This window comes from Palleronia pontilimi (assembly GCF_016412875.1).
In the GTDB taxonomy this organism is placed as follows: domain Bacteria; phylum Pseudomonadota; class Alphaproteobacteria; order Rhodobacterales; family Rhodobacteraceae; genus Palleronia; species Palleronia pontilimi.
Genome location: NZ_JAEKPD010000005.1, coordinates 26,026 through 45,228, shown reverse-complemented (window position 1 = coordinate 45,228; position 19,203 = coordinate 26,026). Strand labels below are relative to the sequence as shown.

At 67.7% G+C, this 19,203-nt stretch carries 17 protein-coding genes; 14 read left to right on the top strand and 3 right to left on the bottom strand.

What is annotated here, in order from left to right:
* Positions 1-8 precede the first annotated feature (8 nt).
* The 4 genes from glcF (at position 9) to ILP92_RS05410 (ending at position 3,820) form a co-directional block, all read left to right on the top strand.
* Positions 9-1,388 carry a glycolate oxidase subunit GlcF gene (gene glcF / locus ILP92_RS05425; protein WP_198915359.1) on the top strand — a complete coding sequence of 460 codons (1,380 nt, stop codon included), beginning with the start codon at positions 9-11 and terminating at the stop codon, positions 1,386-1,388.
* 67 nt (positions 1,389-1,455) lie between these two features.
* Positions 1,456-2,295, top strand: coding sequence for a trypsin-like serine peptidase (locus ILP92_RS05420; RefSeq protein ID WP_198915358.1), 840 nt, complete (start codon positions 1,456-1,458; stop codon positions 2,293-2,295).
* Positions 2,296-2,450: 155 nt separating this feature from the next.
* On the top strand, positions 2,451-2,915 hold the full coding sequence (locus tag ILP92_RS05415; protein WP_198915357.1) for an Hsp20 family protein: 465 nt from the start codon (positions 2,451-2,453) through the stop codon (positions 2,913-2,915).
* Positions 2,916-3,013: 98 nt separating this feature from the next.
* Complete coding sequence (locus ILP92_RS05410; RefSeq protein WP_198915356.1) at positions 3,014-3,820, top strand: hormone-sensitive lipase; 807 nt, start codon at positions 3,014-3,016, stop codon at positions 3,818-3,820.
* Positions 3,821-3,843: 23 nt separating this feature from the next.
* On the opposite strand, the gene ILP92_RS05405 is transcribed toward ILP92_RS05410, so the two are convergent.
* Entirely contained in the window at positions 3,844-5,634 is a 1,791-nt protein-coding gene (locus ILP92_RS05405) for a trypsin-like peptidase domain-containing protein (RefSeq protein WP_198915355.1), read from the bottom strand.
* A 175-nt stretch (positions 5,635-5,809) separates the two neighbouring features.
* On the opposite strand from ILP92_RS05405, the gene ILP92_RS05400 reads away from it, so the two are divergent.
* The 8 genes from ILP92_RS05400 to glmM all read left to right on the top strand — a co-directional run bounded on the left by ILP92_RS05400 (position 5,810) and on the right by glmM (position 16,157).
* Positions 5,810-6,727: a glycine--tRNA ligase subunit alpha gene (locus ILP92_RS05400; RefSeq protein ID WP_368667844.1), complete on the top strand. Its 918-nt coding sequence runs from the start codon at positions 5,810-5,812 to the stop codon at positions 6,725-6,727.
* A gap of 11 nt (positions 6,728-6,738) precedes the next feature.
* A complete protein-coding gene (locus ILP92_RS05395) occupies positions 6,739-7,245 on the top strand; it encodes a DUF6446 family protein (RefSeq protein WP_235971131.1) in 507 nt (168 codons plus the stop codon).
* Entirely contained in the window at positions 7,245-9,353 is a 2,109-nt protein-coding gene (gene glyS, locus ILP92_RS05390; protein WP_198915353.1) for a glycine--tRNA ligase subunit beta, read from the top strand. Before ILP92_RS05395 ends, glyS begins: the two co-directional genes overlap by 1 nt.
* Positions 9,354-9,442: 89 nt before the next feature.
* The gene (locus tag ILP92_RS05385; protein WP_198915352.1) at positions 9,443-12,001 is read left to right on the top strand and encodes a putative PEP-binding protein; all 2,559 of its coding nucleotides are present in this window, start codon (positions 9,443-9,445) and stop codon (positions 11,999-12,001) included.
* 149 nt (positions 12,002-12,150) lie between these two features.
* Positions 12,151-12,825, top strand: a complete 675-nt coding sequence (locus ILP92_RS05380) for a cell wall hydrolase (RefSeq protein WP_198915351.1) — start codon at positions 12,151-12,153, stop codon at positions 12,823-12,825.
* A 73-nt stretch (positions 12,826-12,898) separates the two neighbouring features.
* Positions 12,899-13,807 (top strand): dihydroneopterin aldolase, encoded by a 909-nt coding sequence (locus ILP92_RS05375; RefSeq protein WP_198915350.1) that lies wholly within the window; start codon positions 12,899-12,901, stop codon positions 13,805-13,807.
* A complete protein-coding gene (gene folP, locus ILP92_RS05370; RefSeq protein WP_198915349.1) occupies positions 13,804-14,811 on the top strand; it encodes a dihydropteroate synthase in 1,008 nt (335 codons plus the stop codon). The genes ILP92_RS05375 and folP overlap by 4 nt, the downstream gene beginning before the upstream one ends.
* The gene (glmM, locus tag ILP92_RS05365) at positions 14,808-16,157 is read left to right on the top strand and encodes a phosphoglucosamine mutase (RefSeq protein WP_198915348.1); all 1,350 of its coding nucleotides are present in this window, start codon (positions 14,808-14,810) and stop codon (positions 16,155-16,157) included. Before folP ends, glmM begins: the two co-directional genes overlap by 4 nt.
* Here the strand turns inward: glmM and ILP92_RS05360 are convergent.
* Complete coding sequence (locus ILP92_RS05360) at positions 16,154-17,053, bottom strand: DMT family transporter (RefSeq protein WP_198915347.1); 900 nt, start codon at positions 17,051-17,053, stop codon at positions 16,154-16,156. The genes glmM and ILP92_RS05360 overlap by 4 nt on opposite strands.
* A 70-nt stretch (positions 17,054-17,123) precedes the next feature.
* Positions 17,124-18,146, bottom strand: coding sequence for a ketol-acid reductoisomerase (ilvC, locus tag ILP92_RS05355; protein WP_198915346.1), 1,023 nt, complete (start codon positions 18,144-18,146; stop codon positions 17,124-17,126).
* 136 nt (positions 18,147-18,282) lie between these two features.
* On the opposite strand from ilvC, the gene ILP92_RS05350 reads away from it, so the two are divergent.
* Positions 18,283-18,738, top strand: a complete 456-nt coding sequence (locus ILP92_RS05350; RefSeq protein WP_198915345.1) for an Lrp/AsnC family transcriptional regulator — start codon at positions 18,283-18,285, stop codon at positions 18,736-18,738.
* Entirely contained in the window at positions 18,735-19,190 is a 456-nt protein-coding gene (locus tag ILP92_RS05345) for an Lrp/AsnC family transcriptional regulator (protein WP_198915344.1), read from the top strand. Before ILP92_RS05350 ends, ILP92_RS05345 begins: the two co-directional genes overlap by 4 nt.
* Positions 19,191-19,203 lie beyond the last annotated feature (13 nt).

The following is a 19,203-nucleotide window of genomic DNA, read 5'->3' as shown; positions in this document are numbered from 1 at the left end:
GCACCGACATGCAAACCACATTCACCCCCGAACAGCTGGCCGATCCCGCCACCGCGCGCAGCAACGAGATCCTGCGCGCCTGCGTGCATTGCGGCTTCTGCACGGCGACCTGTCCGACTTACCAGGTGCTGGGCGATGAGCTCGATTCCCCGCGCGGGCGGATCTACCTGATCAAGGACATGCTCGAGCAGGGGCGCCCGGCGGACGAGAAGACGGTCAAGCATATCGACCGCTGCCTGTCGTGCCTGGCCTGCATGACCACGTGCCCCTCGGGCGTGCATTACATGCACCTGGTGGACCACGCCCGCGCCCATATCGAGGCGACCTACAAGCGCCCCTGGCGCGACCGGGCGCTGCGCTGGCTGCTGGCGGCGGTGCTGCCCTATCCGGGCCGGTTCCGGCTGGCGCTGATGGGCGCGAAGCTGGGCCGCCCCTTCGCCCGCTGGATGCCGGACGTTCGGCTGCGCGCGATGCTCGAGATGGCACCGAAGTGGATACCGCCGGTCAGCCGCAACGACGATCCGCAGACCTTCGGCGCGCAAGGCGAGACGAAGATGCGCGTCGCGCTTCTGACCGGCTGCGCGCAGCGGGCGCTGGACACCGACATCAACGACGCGACCATCCGGCTGCTGACCCGGCTGGGGGCCGAGGTGGTCGTGGCGAAGGACATGGGCTGCTGCGGCGCGCTGGTCCACCACATGGGGCGCGAGCAGGACAGCCATGCCGCGGCCAAGCGCAACATCGCCGCGTGGATGGCGGTGAAGGACCAGGGCGGGCTGGACGCGGTGGTCATCAACACCTCGGGCTGCGGGACGACGGTGAAGGATTACGGCCACATGCTGCGCAACGATCCGGTGTCCCAGGATGCCGCCGAGATCAGCGAAAAGGCGATGGATGTGAGCGAGGTGCTGATGAAGCTGCTGCCCGGCGATGCGCCCCTGCCGCTGAACGAGGCGCGCATGGACATCGCGGGCATCGACGCGGTGTCGCCGGGACCGGCGGGGCAGGGGCCGATCCGCGTCGCCTATCACGCCGCCTGTTCGCTGCAGCACGGCCAGCAGATCAAGTCGCACCCGAAGACCTTGTTGAAGCGGGCCGGTTTCGAGGTGGTCGAGCCCGCCGACAGCCACCTGTGCTGCGGCTCGGCGGGCACCTACAACCTGATGCAGCCCGAGATCTCGCGCGAGCTGAAGGCGCGCAAGCTGAAGACGCTGCATGCGAAGGCGCCGCAAGTCATCGCCGCGGGCAATATCGGCTGCATGATGCAGCTGGCGGGCGGGGCGGAGGTGCCGGTCGTGCATACGGTCGAGCTGCTGGATTGGGCAATGGGTGGTCCGCGACCGGCGAAATTGGGCGAAACCGTGGCCGCTTTGCCCCGCAACGGCTGAAGTCCCGACATAAACGCGCCGCGCCGGGCTGCTATCGCTTGCCTCGACATCAGCGAGGAGTCCGCCCATGCGCCCGTTTCTCAGACGCGTCCTGTTGCCCGCCGCGGCCCTTGCCGCGAGCGTCTTCGCGGGCCCGGCCGTCGCCATCGACGCAGACGTGATCCGCACCCTCGCCAGCCGCGACGGCAGCCAGGCGTTCTCGGCCATCGGCAAGCTGGAATTCGCCAACGGGAAGTTCTGCACCGCGACCCTGATCGCGCCGAAGCTCGTGCTGACGGCCGGTCACTGCCTGTTCGATGTGCGCACCGGCGGGCGGCACAGCCCCGCCGAGATCGTTTTCCTGGCCGGTCTGCGTGACGGCCGGGCCGAGGCGCACCGCGCCGTGCGGCGCGTGATCGTGCACCCCCGGTATCACCACGGGAAGACCGGGCTGGGCGACCTGGCGGTCGACCTGGCGCTGATCGAGCTCGATCACGCCATCGCCGCCGAACAAGTGGCGGCCATCGACATGAACGGCGCGGTCCGCATGGGGACCGAGGTCGGCGTCGTGTCCTACCAGTTCGACCGGTCCGAACGGCCCGACCTGCAAGAGGTCTGCCACGTGCTGAACGCGCAGGACGGCGCGCTGATCACCAGTTGCAACGTGGATTTCGGGGCGTCGGGCGCGCCGATCCTGACCTTCGATGCCGACAACGTGCCGCACCTGGTATCGGTCGTCAGCGCCAAGGCCGAGGTCGCCGATCAGAAAGTGTCCATCGGCACCGATCTGAAGCAGCCCGTGGCCGAGTTGCTCGCGCTGCTCGACGCGCAGGGCGACGGCGTGTTCCACCGCAAGACACCCAAGGTCGTGCGGATGGGCCAGAGCGAAGCGCGCGCCATGGGCTCGGCCAAATTCCTGCGGCCCTGAGACCGGAATTTTTCCCCATCCGGGGGTCTTGAAGGGGCAAAAACGTCTTCCCACATATGCGTCACCGGATGCCAGACGGGTCCGGTGAACCGACGCCCGGCTCGGACGCACGAGCGGGCAGATGACTGTTATCGCTTATGAAAAGGATGACCCCCATGCGTAATTTCGACCTTGCTCCGCTGCACCGCGCCACTGTCGGCTTCGACCAGATGGCCGACCTCATGAACCGTGTCATGTCCGACACGTCCGGTGCGCAGACCTACCCCCCTTACAACATCGAAAAGACCGCCGACGATGCCTGGCAGATCCAGATCGCGGTTGCCGGTTTCACCGAGGACGAGCTGAGCGTCGAGCAGCGTGAAAACGCGCTGATCGTCACCGCCAAGAAGTCCGACGACGATTCTGGCCGCACCTTCCTGCACCGCGGCATCGCCACGCGCGCCTTCGAGCGTCGCTTCGCGCTGGCCGACCATGTCCGCGTCACGGGCGCGACCCACGTGAACGGCATGCTGAACATCGCGCTGCAGCGCGAAGTTCCCGAGGCTCTGAAGCCCCGCCGCATCGAGATCGCCAAGGGCGACACCGTCAATGGGAAAGCGGTCGAGCAGCACGACGCCTGATCGCTCGCCGACAAGCTGAGTGACGCGCCGCATCCCTGCCGGGGTGCGGCGTTAACTTTTTGCGTGTATTTCTGCGTCGATAGGGTCAGACTTGTGAAATGACACAGGAACTGATCACGGCGCTGGATGACGCCTACAACAATCGCGACCATATACCGGACGCGGAAAACTTTCCGCCCCGCTGGCGGGCGGAGGCGAGCGCCTTCCGCAAGGCGCTGGGCAAGCGGGCGGTGTCGGGCTTTCACTACGGCGACGGCGCGCGTCAGACGCTCGATCTGTTCCTGCCCGAAAGCGCGCCGCGTGGTACGGTCGTCTTCGTCCATGGCGGCTATTGGCGCAGCTTCGAGCCGTCGGACTGGTCGGCCTTCGCCGGGGGCGCGCTGGACGCGGGGTGGGCCGTGGCGATGCCGGGCTACACCCTGGCCCCCGAGGCGCGCATTTCGACCATGACGCGCGAGATCGTGACGGCGCTCGGACTGATTGCCGATGCGGTGGCGGGGCCGATCCGGCTGACGGGCCACTCGGCGGGCGGACACCTGGCGGCGCGGATGCTGTGTGCCGACGCGTTGTTGCCAGACGCCCTGGCCGCGCGGATCGAGCGTTGCGTGCCGATCTCGCCGCTGACGGATCTGCGTCCGCTGATGGAAACGGCGATGAACGAAGATTTGCACCTGACCCACCGCGAAGCCGTGGCCGAAAGCCCGGCGCTACAGGCCCGCGCGCTCGACGTGCCCGTGACCGTCTGGGTCGGCGGCGACGAACGACCTGCCTTCCTGGACCAGGCGCAATGGTTAGCGAGCGCGTGGGGCGTGCCTTGCGAGATCGACGCCGGGCGGCATCATTTCGACGTGATCGACGGCCTGAAGGACGCGGAAAGCCCGCTGATGCGGACGATCCTGCGTTAGACGGCCCGCCTGGCCGGGACAGGCTATTTCCAGCAGCCCACCAGCACCGTCATGTCCGTCGCCCGATCTTCGAGCGCGCGGCGGGCCAGCCGCGCATTGCCCCGCGCCGCGGGCGCATCGATGCCGTTGGCGCCGAGGAACGCGTCGATCGTCTCGACATCCGCGGCGAAGGCCACGCCTTCGGGCAGGACGCGGCCGCTTTCGACCGGCCCGGGAAGCAACATGCCCAGCACCGCGCCGGTGCTGTCCAGAACCGGCCCGCCCGCATCGCTGGGCTGCGCGGCAAGGGCGAATCGCTTCACCGATTCCTCGCCGTTGAGCCCGCGCATGTCGGCCAGTTCGCCATAGCTCAGCGATGGCGCCCCGAGCGCGCCGTCGAAGCTGAACCCGGCCAGGATCGCCTGCGATTTCAGGCGCGGAACGGCCGCCTGGAACGCCGCATGGGCGCGCGGCGCCAGCGGCTGCGTGGGTTCCAGCAGGGCCAGGCCCGCGGCGGCGTCGACCGCGATCACGCGCGCGTCCACGTCGTTGTTCAGGGTGATGCGCTGGCACGATTGCGCCGCGTCGGCGCTTGTCAGGACCTGTCCCCGGCGCGAGACGTAGAAGCCCGAGCGCACCGTTTCGGGGCGCCGGATCTGCAGGCCCGCCAACAGATCGATGCTCTGGTCTTCGCTGGGCTCGCCCACCATGTCGTCCATCACCACGTCGGGATTGGCGTCGAAGCTGGCGATCATTTCCTCGATCACGCGTTTGCGCCGCGCTTCGTCGCCGGTGGGCCAGATCAGCGTGAAGCCCTTCACGTGCCCGTCGCGCAGCCGCGCTTCGGTCTGCGAGATGAAGTCCTTGCCCTCGCCCACCAGCGTGAAGCCCCGATCGCGCTTTTCGCGCGGGCCCTCGGGCGGGACGATTTCCAGCGTCTGCATGATGTCGAACAGGCCGTAAAGATTGGCCCGATCGCCGCGCTGGCTGATCAGCAGCACCTTGTGGATCCCGTCGGGATCGGTGGGTGCGTAGTGGACGAAGGGCGGCTCGTAGGTTTCGAAATCCACCAGCGCCGTCGGCATCATGACCGTGATTCCGGCCACATCGTCGGTCACCCGTTGCAAGCCCAGACCGTCCAGAACCGAGTTGTATTCGCGGATCAGCGCCACGCGTTGCAGGGTCGTCAAAACGCCCGTGGACTCGAAGCCGCGCGCCGCCTGCCAGTCGGCCATTGCACCCCGTGTGCCGCGCCCGAAGGCGCCGTCGATGGCGGCGTCGTAATATCCCGCCCAACGCAGCGCGACCTGCAGGTCGCGACGGGCGTCGCGGTCCAGATCGCGTTCGGAGCGCAAGGCCTGGTCGCGCGTCTCGCCCGGCTGGGCCGGCGGCGCGGGGAGCAGGTTCGCGGGCGCCTCTTCTGGGGCGGGCGTGGTTTCGGGGGTGACTTCGCGCAAGGTCGCCGTCTCCACCGGTTCCGGCAACGCGTTCGGCACGGTCGCCGTCTCGTCCGGCCAGAACTTCTGCCGGAACGAGCCGCCATCGGTCAGGAAGGAATCGCCCGGGATGGCGCGTCGCGAGCGCAAATCGCGCCGCACCTGGTTGGCCTGCTGCTCGGTGAACGGGCCCAGCACGATGGCGTACCAATTCGTCGCACCCAGCCGGTAGCCTTCGACCCGGTCGAGCCGCGCGTCATAGCGCTGGGCCGCGCGCAACGCGGCGTTCACGCCCGACTGCGCCTCGATCTGGATATAGCGATCCGCGGTCTGCGCCAGGGCCGGAAGCGCTGCGATCAGGGTCAGGGCCATCAGCGTGGCGCGGAAAAAAGCTGTCATCGTCAATCCAAAGTCCGTTTAAGCCCGATACCAAGAGCGTTCGCGCGCTAGACACACCGATAGAAGCGAAAAGGTCAAGAAAACGAACCGTTACCGGCCCTTGCGATTGACCCTTGTTGCCCTTCTGCCTATGCAAGGCGCGCATCTCTCCGCGCATCCGACAGGACGTCAGACCATGGCCCAACCGCGCTGTTTCCAGGATATCATTCTGGCCCTGCAAAAGTACTGGGCGGATGCGGGCTGCGCGGTGCTGCAACCCTACGACATGGAGGTCGGCGCGGGCACTTTCCATCCCGCCACGACCCTGCGCGCGCTGGGCCCGACGCCCTGGTCGGCCGCCTATGTGCAGCCGTCCCGCCGACCCACCGATGGGCGCTATGGCGACAGCCCCAACCGCTGGCAGCACTACTACCAGTTCCAGGTCATCATCAAACCGTCGCCCCCCGATCTGCAAGAGCTCTACCTCGGCTCGCTCGAAGCCATCGGCATCAACGCCGAGCTGCACGACATCCGCTTCGTCGAGGACGATTGGGAAAGCCCGACGCTGGGCGCCTGGGGTCTTGGGTGGGAGGTCTGGTGCGACGGCATGGAAGTGTCGCAATTCACCTACTTCCAGCAGGTTGGCGGCCACGATTGCCACCCGGTGTCGGGCGAGCTGACCTACGGGCTGGAACGGCTGGCCATGTACGTGCTGGGCTTCGATGATGGCAACGCCATGCCCTTCAACCCGCCCGATGCGCCGATCCCGCTGACCTACGGCGACGTCTTCCGCGAGGCCGAGGCGCAATACGCCCGCTGGAACTTCGACACCGCGGACACGGCCACGCTGCTGCAGCATTTCCAGGATGCCGAGGCCGAATGCGCCCGCATCCTCGACCAGCCCGACACCGACCCCAAGACCGGTCGCCACATCGTCATGGCGCAGCCGGCCTATGACCAGGCGATCAAGGCCAGCCATGTCTTCAACCTTCTGGACGCGCGGGGCGTGATTTCGGTAACCGAACGGCAGGCGTTCATCGGTCGGGTCCGGGCGCTGACCAAGATGTGCGCCGACGCGTTTCTGCGGACGGGCGCGGGCGGCCGCGCGGCATGATCGGCAAGATCATGACCGCTGCGATCGTGCTGACCGGGATCGTGGTGGCGATCTCGGTCTATTACCTGCAGGTCTATCACTATTACGACGAGGTGACGCTGGAAGCGTCCGAAGTGGCGCTGATCCCGCAGGGCGATGGTGCGCCGCGCCGGATCGACGCGCGCGACATCAAAGCCATCGACGCCAATTCGTCGCCCATCCGCTTCCGGGCCTGCTTCACCACCGACCTGACCCCGTCCGAGGCGCGCGCCACGTTCACGCCGGTGGACGCGCAACCGCTGAACGCGCCCCGCTGGTTCGATTGTTTTGATGCCGATGCCATCGGCGCGGCGCTGGCCGATGGCCGCGGCGCCACGTTTCTGTCGCAAAAGAACGTGGCCTACGGCGCCGACCGGATCGTCGCCATCCTGGACGACGGGCGCGGCTTCATCTGGCACCAGCTGAACAATTGCGGCGAAAAGGCCTATGACGGCACCCCCGTCGGCGAAGCCTGCCCCCCGCGCGAGGAGTTTGAGTGATGCCCGACCTGCTGATCGAGCTGTTTTCCGAAGAGATCCCCGCCCGGATGCAGAAACGCGCGTCCGAGGATCTGCAACGGCTTGTCACCGACGGGCTGGTCGAGTCCGGGCTGACCTATGCGCATGCGGGCGCCTTCGCTACGCCGCGCCGCCTTACCCTGGCGCTCGAGGGTCTGCTGGACCGCTCGCCGGACACCGTCGAAGAGCGCAAGGGCCCCAAGGTCGGTGCGCCCGACCAGGCGGTCGACGGCTTCCTGCGCGGGGCGGGCGTGAGCCGCGACGACCTGGAGATCCGCGACGACAAGAAGGGCCAGGTCTATTACGCCACGATCAAGCGGCCCGGCCGCGCCGCCGCCGATATCGTGGCCGAAGTCCTGGAAGCGACCATCCGCGATTTCCCCTGGCCCAAATCCATGCGCTGGGGCGCGGGCGGCCTGCGCTGGGTGCGGCCGCTGCACCGGATCCTGTGCATCCTGACGCGCGAGGACGGCGCCGAGATCGTGCCGCTGACGGTCGATGGCATCGTCGCCGCCGACATCACCGAAGGCCACCGTTTCATGGCCCCGGGCGAGATCCGCGTGACGGGCTTCGACGATTACGTGGCCAAGCTGAAGCGCGCCCGCGTAATCCTGGATCCGGTCGAGCGGGCCGACGCGATCTGGCACGACGCCACCAACGCGGCCTTCGCCAACGGGCTCGAAGTGGTGGAAGACGCGGGCCTTTTGCAGGAGGTCGCGGGGCTGGTCGAATGGCCCGTGACGCTGATGGGCCGGATCAACGACGCGTATCTGGGGCTTCCGCCCGAGGTGCTTCAGACCTCGATGCGCGAACACCAGAAGTTCTTTTCGGTCCGCGACCCGAAAACCGGGCAGATCGTCCAATTCGTGACGGTCGCCAACCGCGAGACGGCCGATCACGGTGCCACGATCCTTGCGGGCAACCAGCGCGTCCTGTCCGCCCGCCTGGCCGATGGCGCCTTCTTCTGGGAAAACGACCTGCGTGTGGCGCGTGATGCGAAGATGCAGCCCTGGATCGAGAACCTGGCCAGCGTCACCTTCCACGCCAAGCTGGGCTCGGAGGCCGAGCGGGTCGCGCGCATCGCGGCACTGGCCCGCGAGCTGGCCCCTGCCGTCGGCGCCGACCCGGACGCCGCCGAACAGGCCGCGCGGCTGGCCAAGGCCGACCTGACCTCGGAAATGGTTTACGAGTTCCCCGAGTTGCAGGGGATCATGGGCCGTTACTACGCGCTGGAAGCCGGGTTTCCCGCGGAAGTGGCCGACGCCGTGGCCGAGCATTACGCGCCGCTTGGCCCCTCGGACACCGTGCCCACCGCGCCCGTCTCGGTCGCCGTGTCGCTGGCCGAGAAGATCGACAAGCTGACGGGCTTCTGGGCCATCGACGAGAAGCCGACCGGCTCGAAGGACCCGTTCGCCTTGCGCCGCGCCGCGCTGGGGGTGATCCGGCTGCTGCTCGTGAACGACATACGAATAAAGCTTCTCGAAGATCGTATCTTCTCGAAAGCAGACATGTTGATCGCCGAGAACGAGGACGGCATTTCAGGTCCGAACTTCGATGTCTACGGACCGGACCTCCTCGCCTTCCTCCACGACCGCCTGAAGGTCCACCTGCGCGACGAGGGCATCCGCCACGACGTCATCGACGCCTGTCTTGCGATGCCCGGCAACGACGACCTGACGCTTCTGGTCAAGCGCGCACGTGCGCTGTCGGATTTCCTGAAGACGGACGACGGCGAGAACCTGTTGCAGGGCTTCAAGCGCGCCAACAACATCCTGGCCCAGGCCGAGGAAAAGGACGGCGTCGAATACAGTTACGGCGCGGACGTGAAATACGCGGATTCGGACGAGGAACGCGCGCTGTTCGCCGCGCTCGATGCCGAGGGTCCGAACATAGATGCCGCCATGCAGGCCGAGGATTTCGGCGCCGCCATGGCCGCACTGGCGAAGCTGCGCGCGCCGATCGACGCGTTCTTCGAGGCGGTGCAGGTCAATAGCGACGTGCAGATCGTCCGCCGCAACCGTCTGAACCTGCTCAATCGCATCCGTCAGCTGTGTCTCGACGTGGCCGATCTGACCCGGGTGGACGGGTAGCGCGGGACACCCCATGCCGGTGCGCCGGTTGGCGCGAACTTGATTGGCGGCACGCAGTTCACTAGGGTTGCCCGGACAGGAGCGCCGCAGTGCAGCATAACCACCCCTTTCCGGGCGTGACCGAGATCACCCCCACCGCCAATATCCGTGTGCCCGTCCATGGGGGCCGCGCGAAATGCCTGCAACGGCTGGTCCGGCTGGGCCTGCCGGTGCCGCGGACGCTGGCGCTGAATTTCGACACCGTCGCGTCCGTGGGCGCGGGCGAACGCCTTGACTGCGCGGGCATTCTGGCCGCCATGGATCCTGAGATGCCGCTGGTGTCGGTGCGCCCGTCGACGGCGCAGCCGGACTGGGGCGGTCCATCGACCCTGCTGAATATCGGCATGACCGACCGCACCCACGACCTGCTGCAGCGCAGCATCGGCGTGCAGGCGGCGGACGCGATCTACGCCCGTTTCATCCAGGCCTACGCGCTGCAGATCTCGCGGCTGGACCCGCATATCTTCGACGGCCAGACCACGATCCGGGCGCTGCAGAAAGCCTATGAGGCGGCTCTGGACGAGCCCTTCCCCCAGGATCCGGCGCTGCAACTGGCCGACGTGCTGAAATCCATGGCGCGCGCCTGGGACGGAACCACAGCGCGGCTGCTGCGCGAAGCGCGCGGCGCCCCCGCCGATGCCGGGCTTGGCCTTGTGGTGCAGCAGATGGTCATGGGCGTGGGCGATCCCGAGCGGGGCGAGTCCGGCTCGGGCGTCATCCAGTTCGTCAACTCGGCCGAGGGCCAGCCGCAGATCACCGGACGCTACTTGAACCAGTCCCAGGGCCGCGAGGCGCTTTTGAAGGACGTGCCCGCCCTTTATCTGACCCGCGACAAGCGCGGCCCGTCCCTGGAAGAGCGCGCGCCCGAGATTTTCGAGGCGCTGCAAGATCACGGGGCGATCTGCCGCCAGCGTCTGCGCGAGGAAATGCAGATCGAATTCACCGTCTCGCACGGAACGCTGCACATCCTGGACGCTCTGCGCGTTAAGCGCAGCGCCCGCGCCGCGCTGCGCATCGCCGTCGCGCTGGCCACCGACGGCATCATCCCCGAGGCCGAAGCCGTGTTGCGCATCGCGCCGCGCACGCTTCTGGACGTGCTGCACCCCCAGGTCGATCCAGAAGGCACCTTCGAAGTGTTCGGCAAGGGCATCGCCGCGTCCCCTGGTGCTGCGACAGGGCGGCTGGTCTTCACCGCGGCCGACGCCCAATCCGCCGCCGCGCGCGAGGAACGGTGCGTGCTCGTCCGCCGCGAGACGACGCCGGGCGATGTGCTGGGAATGCACGCCTCGGTCGGGATCCTGACCCAGCGCGGCGGGGCCACCAGCCACGCCGCGGTTATCGCGCGCGGGCTTGGCCTGCCTTGCGTGGTGGGTGCGAACACCCTGCATATCGACCTGCGCGAGAAGACCCTGACCGCCGACGACGGCACCCAGTTGAAGGCGGGCGACTTGGTCACGCTGGACGGCTCGGCGGGCCGTATCATCCGCGGCGCCGCACCCCTTCTGGAACCGGCGATGGACCCGGCCTTCCGCACCCTGCTGAACTGGGCCGACGAGCAGCGCGACATCTCCATCCGCGCCAATTGCGACACCCCCGCCGAGGCGCGGGTCGCCGATCGCTTCCAGGCCGACGGCATCGGGCTGTGCCGCACCGAGCACATGTTCTTCGAAGAAGGGCGGTTGACGGTCATGCGCGAGATGATCTTCGCCGCCCGGCCCGAGGACCGGCGCGCCGCCCTGGAACAACTGCTTCCCGTCCAACGCGCCGATTTCAAGGAACTGTTCACGATCATGGCGGGGCGTCCGGTCTGCATCCGGCTGCTCGACCCGCCCCTGCACGAGTTCCTGCCGACCGACCGCGCGGGGATGCTGTCGCTTGCCGCCGCGCTGGATCTGCCGCTCAGCGCCGTGACCGAGCGGGTGCAGTCCCTGACCGAGGTCAACCCGATGCTGGGGATGCGCGGCGTGCGGCTGGGCATCGCCGTGCCCGAGATCTACGAGATGCAGGCCCGCGCCATATTCGAGGCCGCGCTGGCCACCGAGCCCCGTGTCGCGCCCGAGATCATGATCCCGCTCGTATCGGCCAAGCGCGAGGTCGAGATCGTGCGTGCGCGCATCGCCGCCGTCGCCGACGCGATCGAGGTCGAGACGGGCCAGAGCGTGGACTACGCCCTGGGCGTGATGGTCGAAACCCCGCGCGCGGCGCTGCGCGCGGGCGAGATCGCGGATTGCGCCACCTTCCTGAGCTTCGGCACCAACGACCTGACGCAGATGACCTACGGGCTGTCGCGCGACGATGCGGGCCGGTTCATGTCGGCCTATGTGGGGCAGGGGGTGTTCCCGGACGACCCGTTCTTGCAACTCGACACAGATGGTGTGGGCGAGCTGCTTGAAATCGGTGCCGCCCGCGGGCGGGCGGCGCGACCGTCCATGACCCTGTCGCTTTGCGGCGAACACGGGGGCGATCCGGACTCGATCGCCTTTTGCCGACGCCTGGGCTTCGATTACGTGTCGTGTTCGCCGTTCCGCGTGCCCGTCGCCCGGATGGCCGCGGCGCATCTGGCGATCCGCGAAGGCGAAGACCTGGGATCTGCACCCCCGATCCGCTAGGCAGCTTTCCGCCTGCGCCGAGTGCGACAGAATGTCGGGTGTTGCTGCACCGCAGCATTAGCTATAACGCCAGCATTCACTGACATATGCGGCCGTTTTGACGAGTGGGGACTTGAGTTCATGCGGCCGTGCAGAAACAGGGACACGACATGCTTGTCAAGAAACTCCGGACGCTCGCACTTTGCGTCACGACTTGCCTGACCGCTGGACAGGCCGCCCAAGCCGAGACGGTGATTTCGACCAAGTCGGAAGCGCCCGCCGCGCTGGGCGCCAAGCTGACCAGCCTTCTGGGCGCCGACGCGCCCGAGGTCGGACAGGAGCGCGTGTCGATCCTGTCGCGTATCTTCGGTAGCCGGACGACCGCCCCCGCGACCGCACCGGACCAGATCGAATATACCGCTGAATTCCTGGCTCGCCAGCCCAGCGCCAAGGGCGACAAGCAATGGGCCTGCCTGGCCGAGGCGTTGTATTTCGAAGCCCGCGGCGAAACCCCCAAGGGGCAGTTCGCGGTGGCCGAGGTCATCCTGAACCGCGTCGACAGCGCACAGTTCCCCGACACCGTGTGCGGCGTGGTGAACCAGGGTACGGGCCGCAAGTACCAGTGCCAATTCACCTATACCTGCGATGGATTGTCGGACGTGGTGCGCGACGCGGCGTCCTATCGCGACGTCGGCAAGATCGCGAAGCTGATGCTGGACGGCGCCCCCCGTGCGTTGACCGACGGGGCCGAGTTCTACCACACCAAGGCGGTGAATCCCCGCTGGGCCAAGGTCTTCGACCGCACGACCACCATCGGCGCGCATCACTTCTACGCCCAAGGCTAAGGATCACGGGGCTTTTCACGCTCGACCGAAACCGCTATCGGGGCCGCACCTGACCTGGGGGGCGGCCCTTTTCATGCCTAGCGATCTGAAACTCGCCTTCGCGCATCCCGAAGCGCGCGCCGTCGCGACCGGGCCGGATCGTCCGCATGACCGCATTTCCCTGCGCGACCATATCGTCGAGGTTGAGATCGGGGCCTACCAGCCCGAACGCGGCACGACCCAGCGGGTCTGTTTCAACGTGGTGGTCGAAGTGCGCCCCCATGCCGCCGACCTGGGCGACGACGTGGACCGCATCCTGTCCTATGACCGCATCACCGAAGCGATCGCCGCGGAGCTCAGCGCCGAGCGGCTGAACCTGCTGGAAACCCTGGCCGAACGCATCGCCGAGCGCATCCTGACCGAACCGCTGGCGCTGCGCTGTTTCGTGCGGATCGAGAAGCTGGACCGTGGGCCCGGTGCGCTGGGGGTCGAAATCGTGCGGTCGGCACCGTCCGAGCCGCGGCTGGCCGAAGAGCTCGACGCGCCACGGCCGCTGGTCGTCTTCCTGAGCAACGAGGCCATCGCGTCCGACAACCTGACCGGCTGGATCGACCAGGTCGCGGCGTGTGCGCCCGCGATCCTGTGTGTCGGCCCCGCCGACCGCCCCGCGCCGCGCAGCGCGGCTCCCCTGGCGCAGCGCCGCATCGACCTGTTGGCGACCGAGCAGAACGGCTGGGTCCTGGCGGGGCGCGATCCGCGCTGCGTGGTGGTCGAAACCCGGACCGAGCTTGATTGGGCCATGCGGCACGGCCAGCTGACCGTCTGGGCGCCGCCGAAAATGGTGCTCGATGCCGTCGCCCCGCCCGCCGCCGGGCCGCGCGACGCCGCCGCGTTGTGCCTGTGGTTCGCCCAGGTCATGCACGCCCGCGAAATCCTGTTCATCGGCGCCACGGCGCCGGAGGGCGCGACCGGCATCGATCTGGACCAGACCACGCTGCCATGAGCTATTACCGACCGCTTGCCCAGACCGGGCCTTGGCGGCCCGAGGGCGCCGTGCCGCTGGCGGGGGGCTGGACGTGGTTCACCCACGCGCTGCGACTGGACCGCAAAGCCGCGCCCCATGTGGTGGCCGTTGACGACATGCCGCTCGACACCCTGAACCGGCTCAGCCGACCGCGCGCGGATGTCGCGGGGCTGTCCATGGACGCGCCGCGGCTGATGGCGATCCTGAACGCGACGCCCGACAGCTTTTCGGATGGCGGGCGCTTCGACAGTCCCGATGCGGCGGCCCGCGCCGCGCGCGCGCTGATCGCGGCGGGCGCGGATATCCTGGACGTGGGCGGCGAAAGCACCCGACCCGGCGCGGACGAGGTCGACGCCGACGCCGAAATCGCCCGGGTTCTGCCCGCGATCCGTGCCGCGCGGGCCGACTGGGACGGGGCGATCTCGATCGATACCCGGAAGGCCAGCGTCGCGCGGGCGGCCATCGGCGCGGGAGCGACCATGCTCAACGACGTCTCGGCGCTGGGCTTCGATCCGGACATGGCCCCGACCGCGGCCGATAGCGGGCTGCCGATCTGCCTGATGCATGCCCAGGGCGCGCCCGAGACCATGCAGGATGCGCCGCACTATGACGACGTGGTCCTGGACGTCTTCGACGCCCTCGCCGAGCGCATCGCCCGTGCCGAGGCGGCGGGCATCCGGCGCGACCGGATCGTGGTCGATCCCGGTATAGGATTTGGTAAGACCCTTCAGCATAACCTTGCGCTGATCCGAAACCTGGCGCTGTTTCACGACCTGGGATGCCCGATCCTGCTGGGCGCGTCGCGCAAGCGGTTCATCGGCACGCTGAGCGATACCGACGACGCGCGGGCGCGGATGCCGGGCTCGATCGCCGTGGCGCTTGCGGGCATCGCGCAAGGGGTCCAGATCAGCCGGGTCCATGATATAGCGCCCACCAGACAGGCCCTGACCCTGTGGCAGGCCAGCACCGAGGTAGACCCATGACCCGATCCCTGTTTGGCACCGACGGCGTGCGCGGCACCGCCAACACCTATCCCATGACCGCCGACCTGGCGATGCGGCTGGGTGCTGCGGCGGGCCGCTACTTCCGCCGCGAAGGGCTGGCCGCGCACCGCGTGGTCATCGGCAAGGACACGCGCCTGTCGGGCTACATGTTCGAAACCGCGATGACCGCGGGCTTCACCAGCGTTGGCATGAACGTGCTGCTGCTGGGCCCCGTGCCGACCCCTGCCGTCGGGATGCTGACGCCATCCATGCGGGCGGATGCGGGGGTCATGATCTCGGCGTCGCACAACGCGCATCAGGACAACGGCATAAAGTTCTTCGGTCCGAACGGCTACAAGCTGAGCGACGAGGCCGAGGCCGAGATCGAGCGCATGGTCGAAGAAGGCGTGACCCCGGCCCGGCCCGCCAATATCGGGCGCGCCAAGCGGATCGACGACGGCCGCTTCCGCTATGCCGAACGGGTGAAGGCGTCGCTGCCGACGGGGGCCACGCTCGATGGGGTGAAGGTGGTGATCGACTGCGCCAACGGCGCGGCCCACCGTGTCGCGCCCGAAGTCCTGTGGGAGCTCGGGGCAGAGGTCATCGCCATGGGCAATGCGCCGGACGGGCGCAACATCAACGAAGGCTGCGGATCGACGAAACCGCAGGCCGCCGCCGCCCGCGTCATCGAAGCGGGCGCCGATCTGGGCATCTGCCTGGATGGCGATGCGGACCGGGTGATGATCATCGACGAGAACGGCCAGATCGCGGATGGCGATCAGGTCATGGCGCTGTTCGCGACCCGCTGGGCCCGCGAGGGGCGCTTGCGGGGCAATACGCTGGTCGCCACCGTGATGAGTAATCTAGGCCTCGAGCGGCATCTCGATGCGCAGGGGCTCAAGCTGCACCGCACCGCCGTCGGTGACCGCTACGTGGTCGAGGCGATGCGCAAGGGCGGCTTCAACCTGGGCGGCGAGCAGTCGGGCCATATCGTGATGACCGACCACGCCACCACCGGCGACGGGCTGCTGGCGGGGCTACAATTCCTTGCCATCATGGCCGCGAGCGGCAAGCGTGCCTCGCAACTGACCCGCCAGTTCCAGAGCGTGCCGCAGAAGCTGGAAAACGTGAGCTATGCCGAAGGGTCGGACCCGCTGAACACGGCGCGCGTCAAGTCCGAGATCGAGGCCGCCGAAAAGCGCATGGGCGATACGGGCCGGGTGCTGATCCGCAAATCCGGGACCGAGCCGCTGATCCGCGTCATGGCAGAATGCGAGGACGAGGACATGCTCAACGAGGTCGTGTCTGGCATCGCCGCCAAGATCGCCGATGCGCGCGACGCCTAGGCCCGGGCCATCCCCCGGAGCGAGCGCCACTGGCTGATCGCGAGCCCGGCAAGGATCAGCGCGAGCGCCGCGAAGAACCTGAGCGGCAGATCCTCGCCCAGCACCAGCGCGCCCAGCACCATCGACCATACCGGCACCTGGTAGTTGACCAGCGTCATGAAGACCGATCCGGCCGTCTGCACCACTCGCACCCGGATGAGCGACGCCAGAGCCGTGGGAATCAGGCCCAGGAAAAGGATCGCCGCGTCCGGCATGCCGCCCGTGGGTCGCGGCACGCCTTCCACGACCAGCATTGCGGGCACGAGCATCACCGCGCCGACGCCAAGGGTGATGGTGGCCAGCGTGATCGCGTCCACCTCGGGACAGCGCCGCGTCAAGATCGAGCCCACCGCGTAGGACAGCGCGGCCCCGATACAGGCCAGCTGACCCAGCGCCACCAGCCGCTCGGACGCGATGGACAGCACGCCCGGTCCGATCAGCACCAGCGCGCCGATGAAGCCCAGGGTGACCCCCGCCGCCTTGCGCCCGGACAACGGCTCGTCCGAGAACACGTGCGCCAGCGGCAGCACGAATAGCGGCAGTGCAGCCATCGAAATCCCCGCGAAAGCCGACGGCACGTATTGCTGGCCCCAGCTGAGCAGGAAGAACGGCAACGCCGAGGTCGCGATGCCGATCAGCGCGCCCGAGATCCAGATCGGCCCGAAGGGCGGCAACCTGCGCCCCAGCACCACCATGAGCATCATCAGCGCCACGGCCCCCAACCCGGTGCGCGCGGCGGCCACGGTCAGCGGGCCATAGCCGCGCAGCGCCACGCTGACCACCATGAACGTGCCGCCCCAGATCAGCCCGAGGGCCAGGATCGAAAGCCAGTTTTCCAGGGTCGGGCGGTCGGTCATTGAGGCTCGCTTGCAAACGGAAAAGGCCCCGGCGGTGAACCGGGGCCTTCGGATCGGAATAGAAGATGGATCAGTTCTTGTCCTTGTCGACCATGCGGCCTTCGGAAATCCACGGCATCATGCCGCGCAGCTTTTCGCCCACCTGTTCGATCTGGTGCTCGTCGTTCAGGCGGCGGGTGGCCTTGAACATGGGCTGGCCCACGGCGTTTTCCTGCATGAAATCGCGCACGAACTTGCCCGTCTGGATGTCCGACAGGACCTCTTTCATGCGCTTCTTGGTCTCGTCGTAGGGCAGGATGCGCGGACCGGAGACATATTCGCCGTACTCGGCGGTGTTCGAGATCGAGTAGTTCATGTTGGCGATGCCGCCCTCGTAGATCAGGTCCACGATCAGCTTCACCTCGTGCAGGCACTCGAAATAGGCCATCTCGGGCTCGTAGCCCGCCTCGACCAGCGTCTCGAAGCCCATGCGGATCAGCTCAACCAGGCCGCCGCAGAGCACCGCCTGCTCGCCGAAGAGGTCGGTTTCGCATTCCTGGCGGAAGTTGGTTTCGATGATGCCCGAGCGGCCGCCGCCGATGGCCGAGCAATAGGACAACCCGATCTCCATCGCCTTGCCGGACGCGTCGTTATGGACCGCGACCAGGCAGGGCACGCCGCCGCCCTTGGTGTATTCGCCGCGCACCGTGTGGCCGGGGCCCTTGGGTGCCATCATGATGACGTCGACGCCCGCCTTGGGCTCGATCAGGCCGAAATGCACGTTCAGACCGTGCGCGAAGGCGATGGCGCTGCCTTCCTTCAGGTGCTCGTGGACGTGCTTGCGGTAGGTCTCGGCCTGGAGCTCATCGGGCATGGTGAACATGATCAGGTCGCACCAGGCGGCGGCTTCCTCGATGCCCATGACCTGCAGGCCCTCGCCCTCGGCCTTCTTGCGGCTGGGGCTACCGTCGCGCAGCGCGACCACAAGGTTCTTGGCGCCCGAATCGCGCAGGTTCAGCGCGTGGGCGTGGCCCTGGCTGCCGTAGCCCAGGATGGCCACTTTCTTGTCCTTGATCAGGTTGATGTCGCAATCGCGGTCGTAATACACGCGCATGTCTTCGTCCTTTCGGGTTGATGTCTCTGGCGGGCACCATAAGGGCAAATCCACGTGCGAAAACCGTTCTGGATGCGCAGATTGCGCGCTGCTATACGGTTTTCTATTCACTCATCTGCGAAAAACTCTCGATCCAATGCTCGATGACACCGACCGCCGTCTGCTTCGGCAGCTTCAGAACGATCCCGCCGCCACGACGCAGGCGCTGGCCACCCGCGCGGGGGTGTCGGCCCAGCTGGCCGCGCGACGCTTCGACAAGCTGCGCCGCGACGGCGTGCTGCGGGGTCAGCACGCGCGGATCGACTGGCGGGCGCTGGGCTACAGCGTCGAGGTCAGCTTGCGCTTCACGCTCGACAAGGCCGCGCCGCGCGCCTTCGACGACTTCATCGAGGCCGCGCGCGAGGTGCCGGAAGTCGTCGAAATCCAGACGTTCCTCGGCCGTGTCGACGTGCGCCTGTCGGTGATCGCGCGCGACCTGGACCATTACCACCAGCTCTACCGCAACCGCATCGTCACGCTGCCCCATATCGCCGAGGTCGAGGCGCTGATGCAGCTTGCGACCCTGAAAACCGACGAACGGTTGCCGCTTTGACCGCCATCGACGCCACCGACCGCGCGATCCTGCGAGCCCTGCAGGAGGACGCGACGCTCAGCAGCGGCGCCCTGGCCGACCGGGTGAGTCTGAGCCAGCCGATGACGTGGAGACGCGTGCGCCGCCTGGAAGAGGCCGGGATCCTCGCGGGGCGGCGGCTGGATCTGGACCTCGCACAGCTGGGCTTCGGCGTGACCGTGTTCCTGGGCGTGAAGCTGGCCACCAGGGGCCGCGTCGCCCTGCCGGATTTCGAACGCGCGCTGGGCGCCATCCCCGAGATCCAGACGGTCGAGCATGTCTTAGGTCTTTACGATTACCGTCTGCGCGTGGTCGCCCGCGACCTGGCGGATTTCGAGCGTGTCCTGCGCCGCCGCATCATGACCCTGCCGGGCGTGGGCGATGTGGAAGCGAACGTCCTGCTCAGCGAGGAACGGCGCCCCGGGCCGCTCTGAACGGCATACGAAG

Excerpts from the sequence above, each read along its gene's own strand:
- glmM (WP_198915348.1), top strand. The coding sequence starts at position 14,808 with ATGACCCGATCCCTGTTTGGCACCGACGGCGTGCGCGGCACCGCCAAC.
- ILP92_RS05380 (WP_198915351.1), top strand. The coding sequence starts at position 12,151 with ATGCTTGTCAAGAAACTCCGGACGCTCGCACTTTGCGTCACGACTTGC.
- ILP92_RS05395 (WP_235971131.1), top strand. The coding sequence starts at position 6,739 with ATGACCGCTGCGATCGTGCTGACCGGGATCGTGGTGGCGATCTCGGTC.
- glyS (WP_198915353.1), top strand. The coding sequence starts at position 7,245 with ATGCCCGACCTGCTGATCGAGCTGTTTTCCGAAGAGATCCCCGCCCGG.
- ILP92_RS05375 (WP_198915350.1), top strand. The coding sequence starts at position 12,899 with ATGCCTAGCGATCTGAAACTCGCCTTCGCGCATCCCGAAGCGCGCGCC.
- ilvC (WP_198915346.1), bottom strand. The coding sequence starts at position 18,146 with ATGCGCGTGTATTACGACCGCGATTGCGACATCAACCTGATCAAGGAC.
- ILP92_RS05350 (WP_198915345.1), top strand. The coding sequence starts at position 18,283 with ATGCTCGATGACACCGACCGCCGTCTGCTTCGGCAGCTTCAGAACGAT.
- folP (WP_198915349.1), top strand. The coding sequence starts at position 13,804 with ATGAGCTATTACCGACCGCTTGCCCAGACCGGGCCTTGGCGGCCCGAG.
- ILP92_RS05400 (WP_368667844.1), top strand. The coding sequence starts at position 5,810 with ATGGCCCAACCGCGCTGTTTCCAGGATATCATTCTGGCCCTGCAAAAG.
- ILP92_RS05360 (WP_198915347.1), bottom strand. The coding sequence starts at position 17,053 with ATGACCGACCGCCCGACCCTGGAAAACTGGCTTTCGATCCTGGCCCTC.
- ILP92_RS05420 (WP_198915358.1), top strand. The coding sequence starts at position 1,456 with ATGCGCCCGTTTCTCAGACGCGTCCTGTTGCCCGCCGCGGCCCTTGCC.
- ILP92_RS05415 (WP_198915357.1), top strand. The coding sequence starts at position 2,451 with ATGCGTAATTTCGACCTTGCTCCGCTGCACCGCGCCACTGTCGGCTTC.
- ILP92_RS05405 (WP_198915355.1), bottom strand. The coding sequence starts at position 5,634 with ATGACAGCTTTTTTCCGCGCCACGCTGATGGCCCTGACCCTGATCGCA.
- ILP92_RS05410 (WP_198915356.1), top strand. The coding sequence starts at position 3,014 with ATGACACAGGAACTGATCACGGCGCTGGATGACGCCTACAACAATCGC.
- glcF (WP_198915359.1), top strand. The coding sequence starts at position 9 with ATGCAAACCACATTCACCCCCGAACAGCTGGCCGATCCCGCCACCGCG.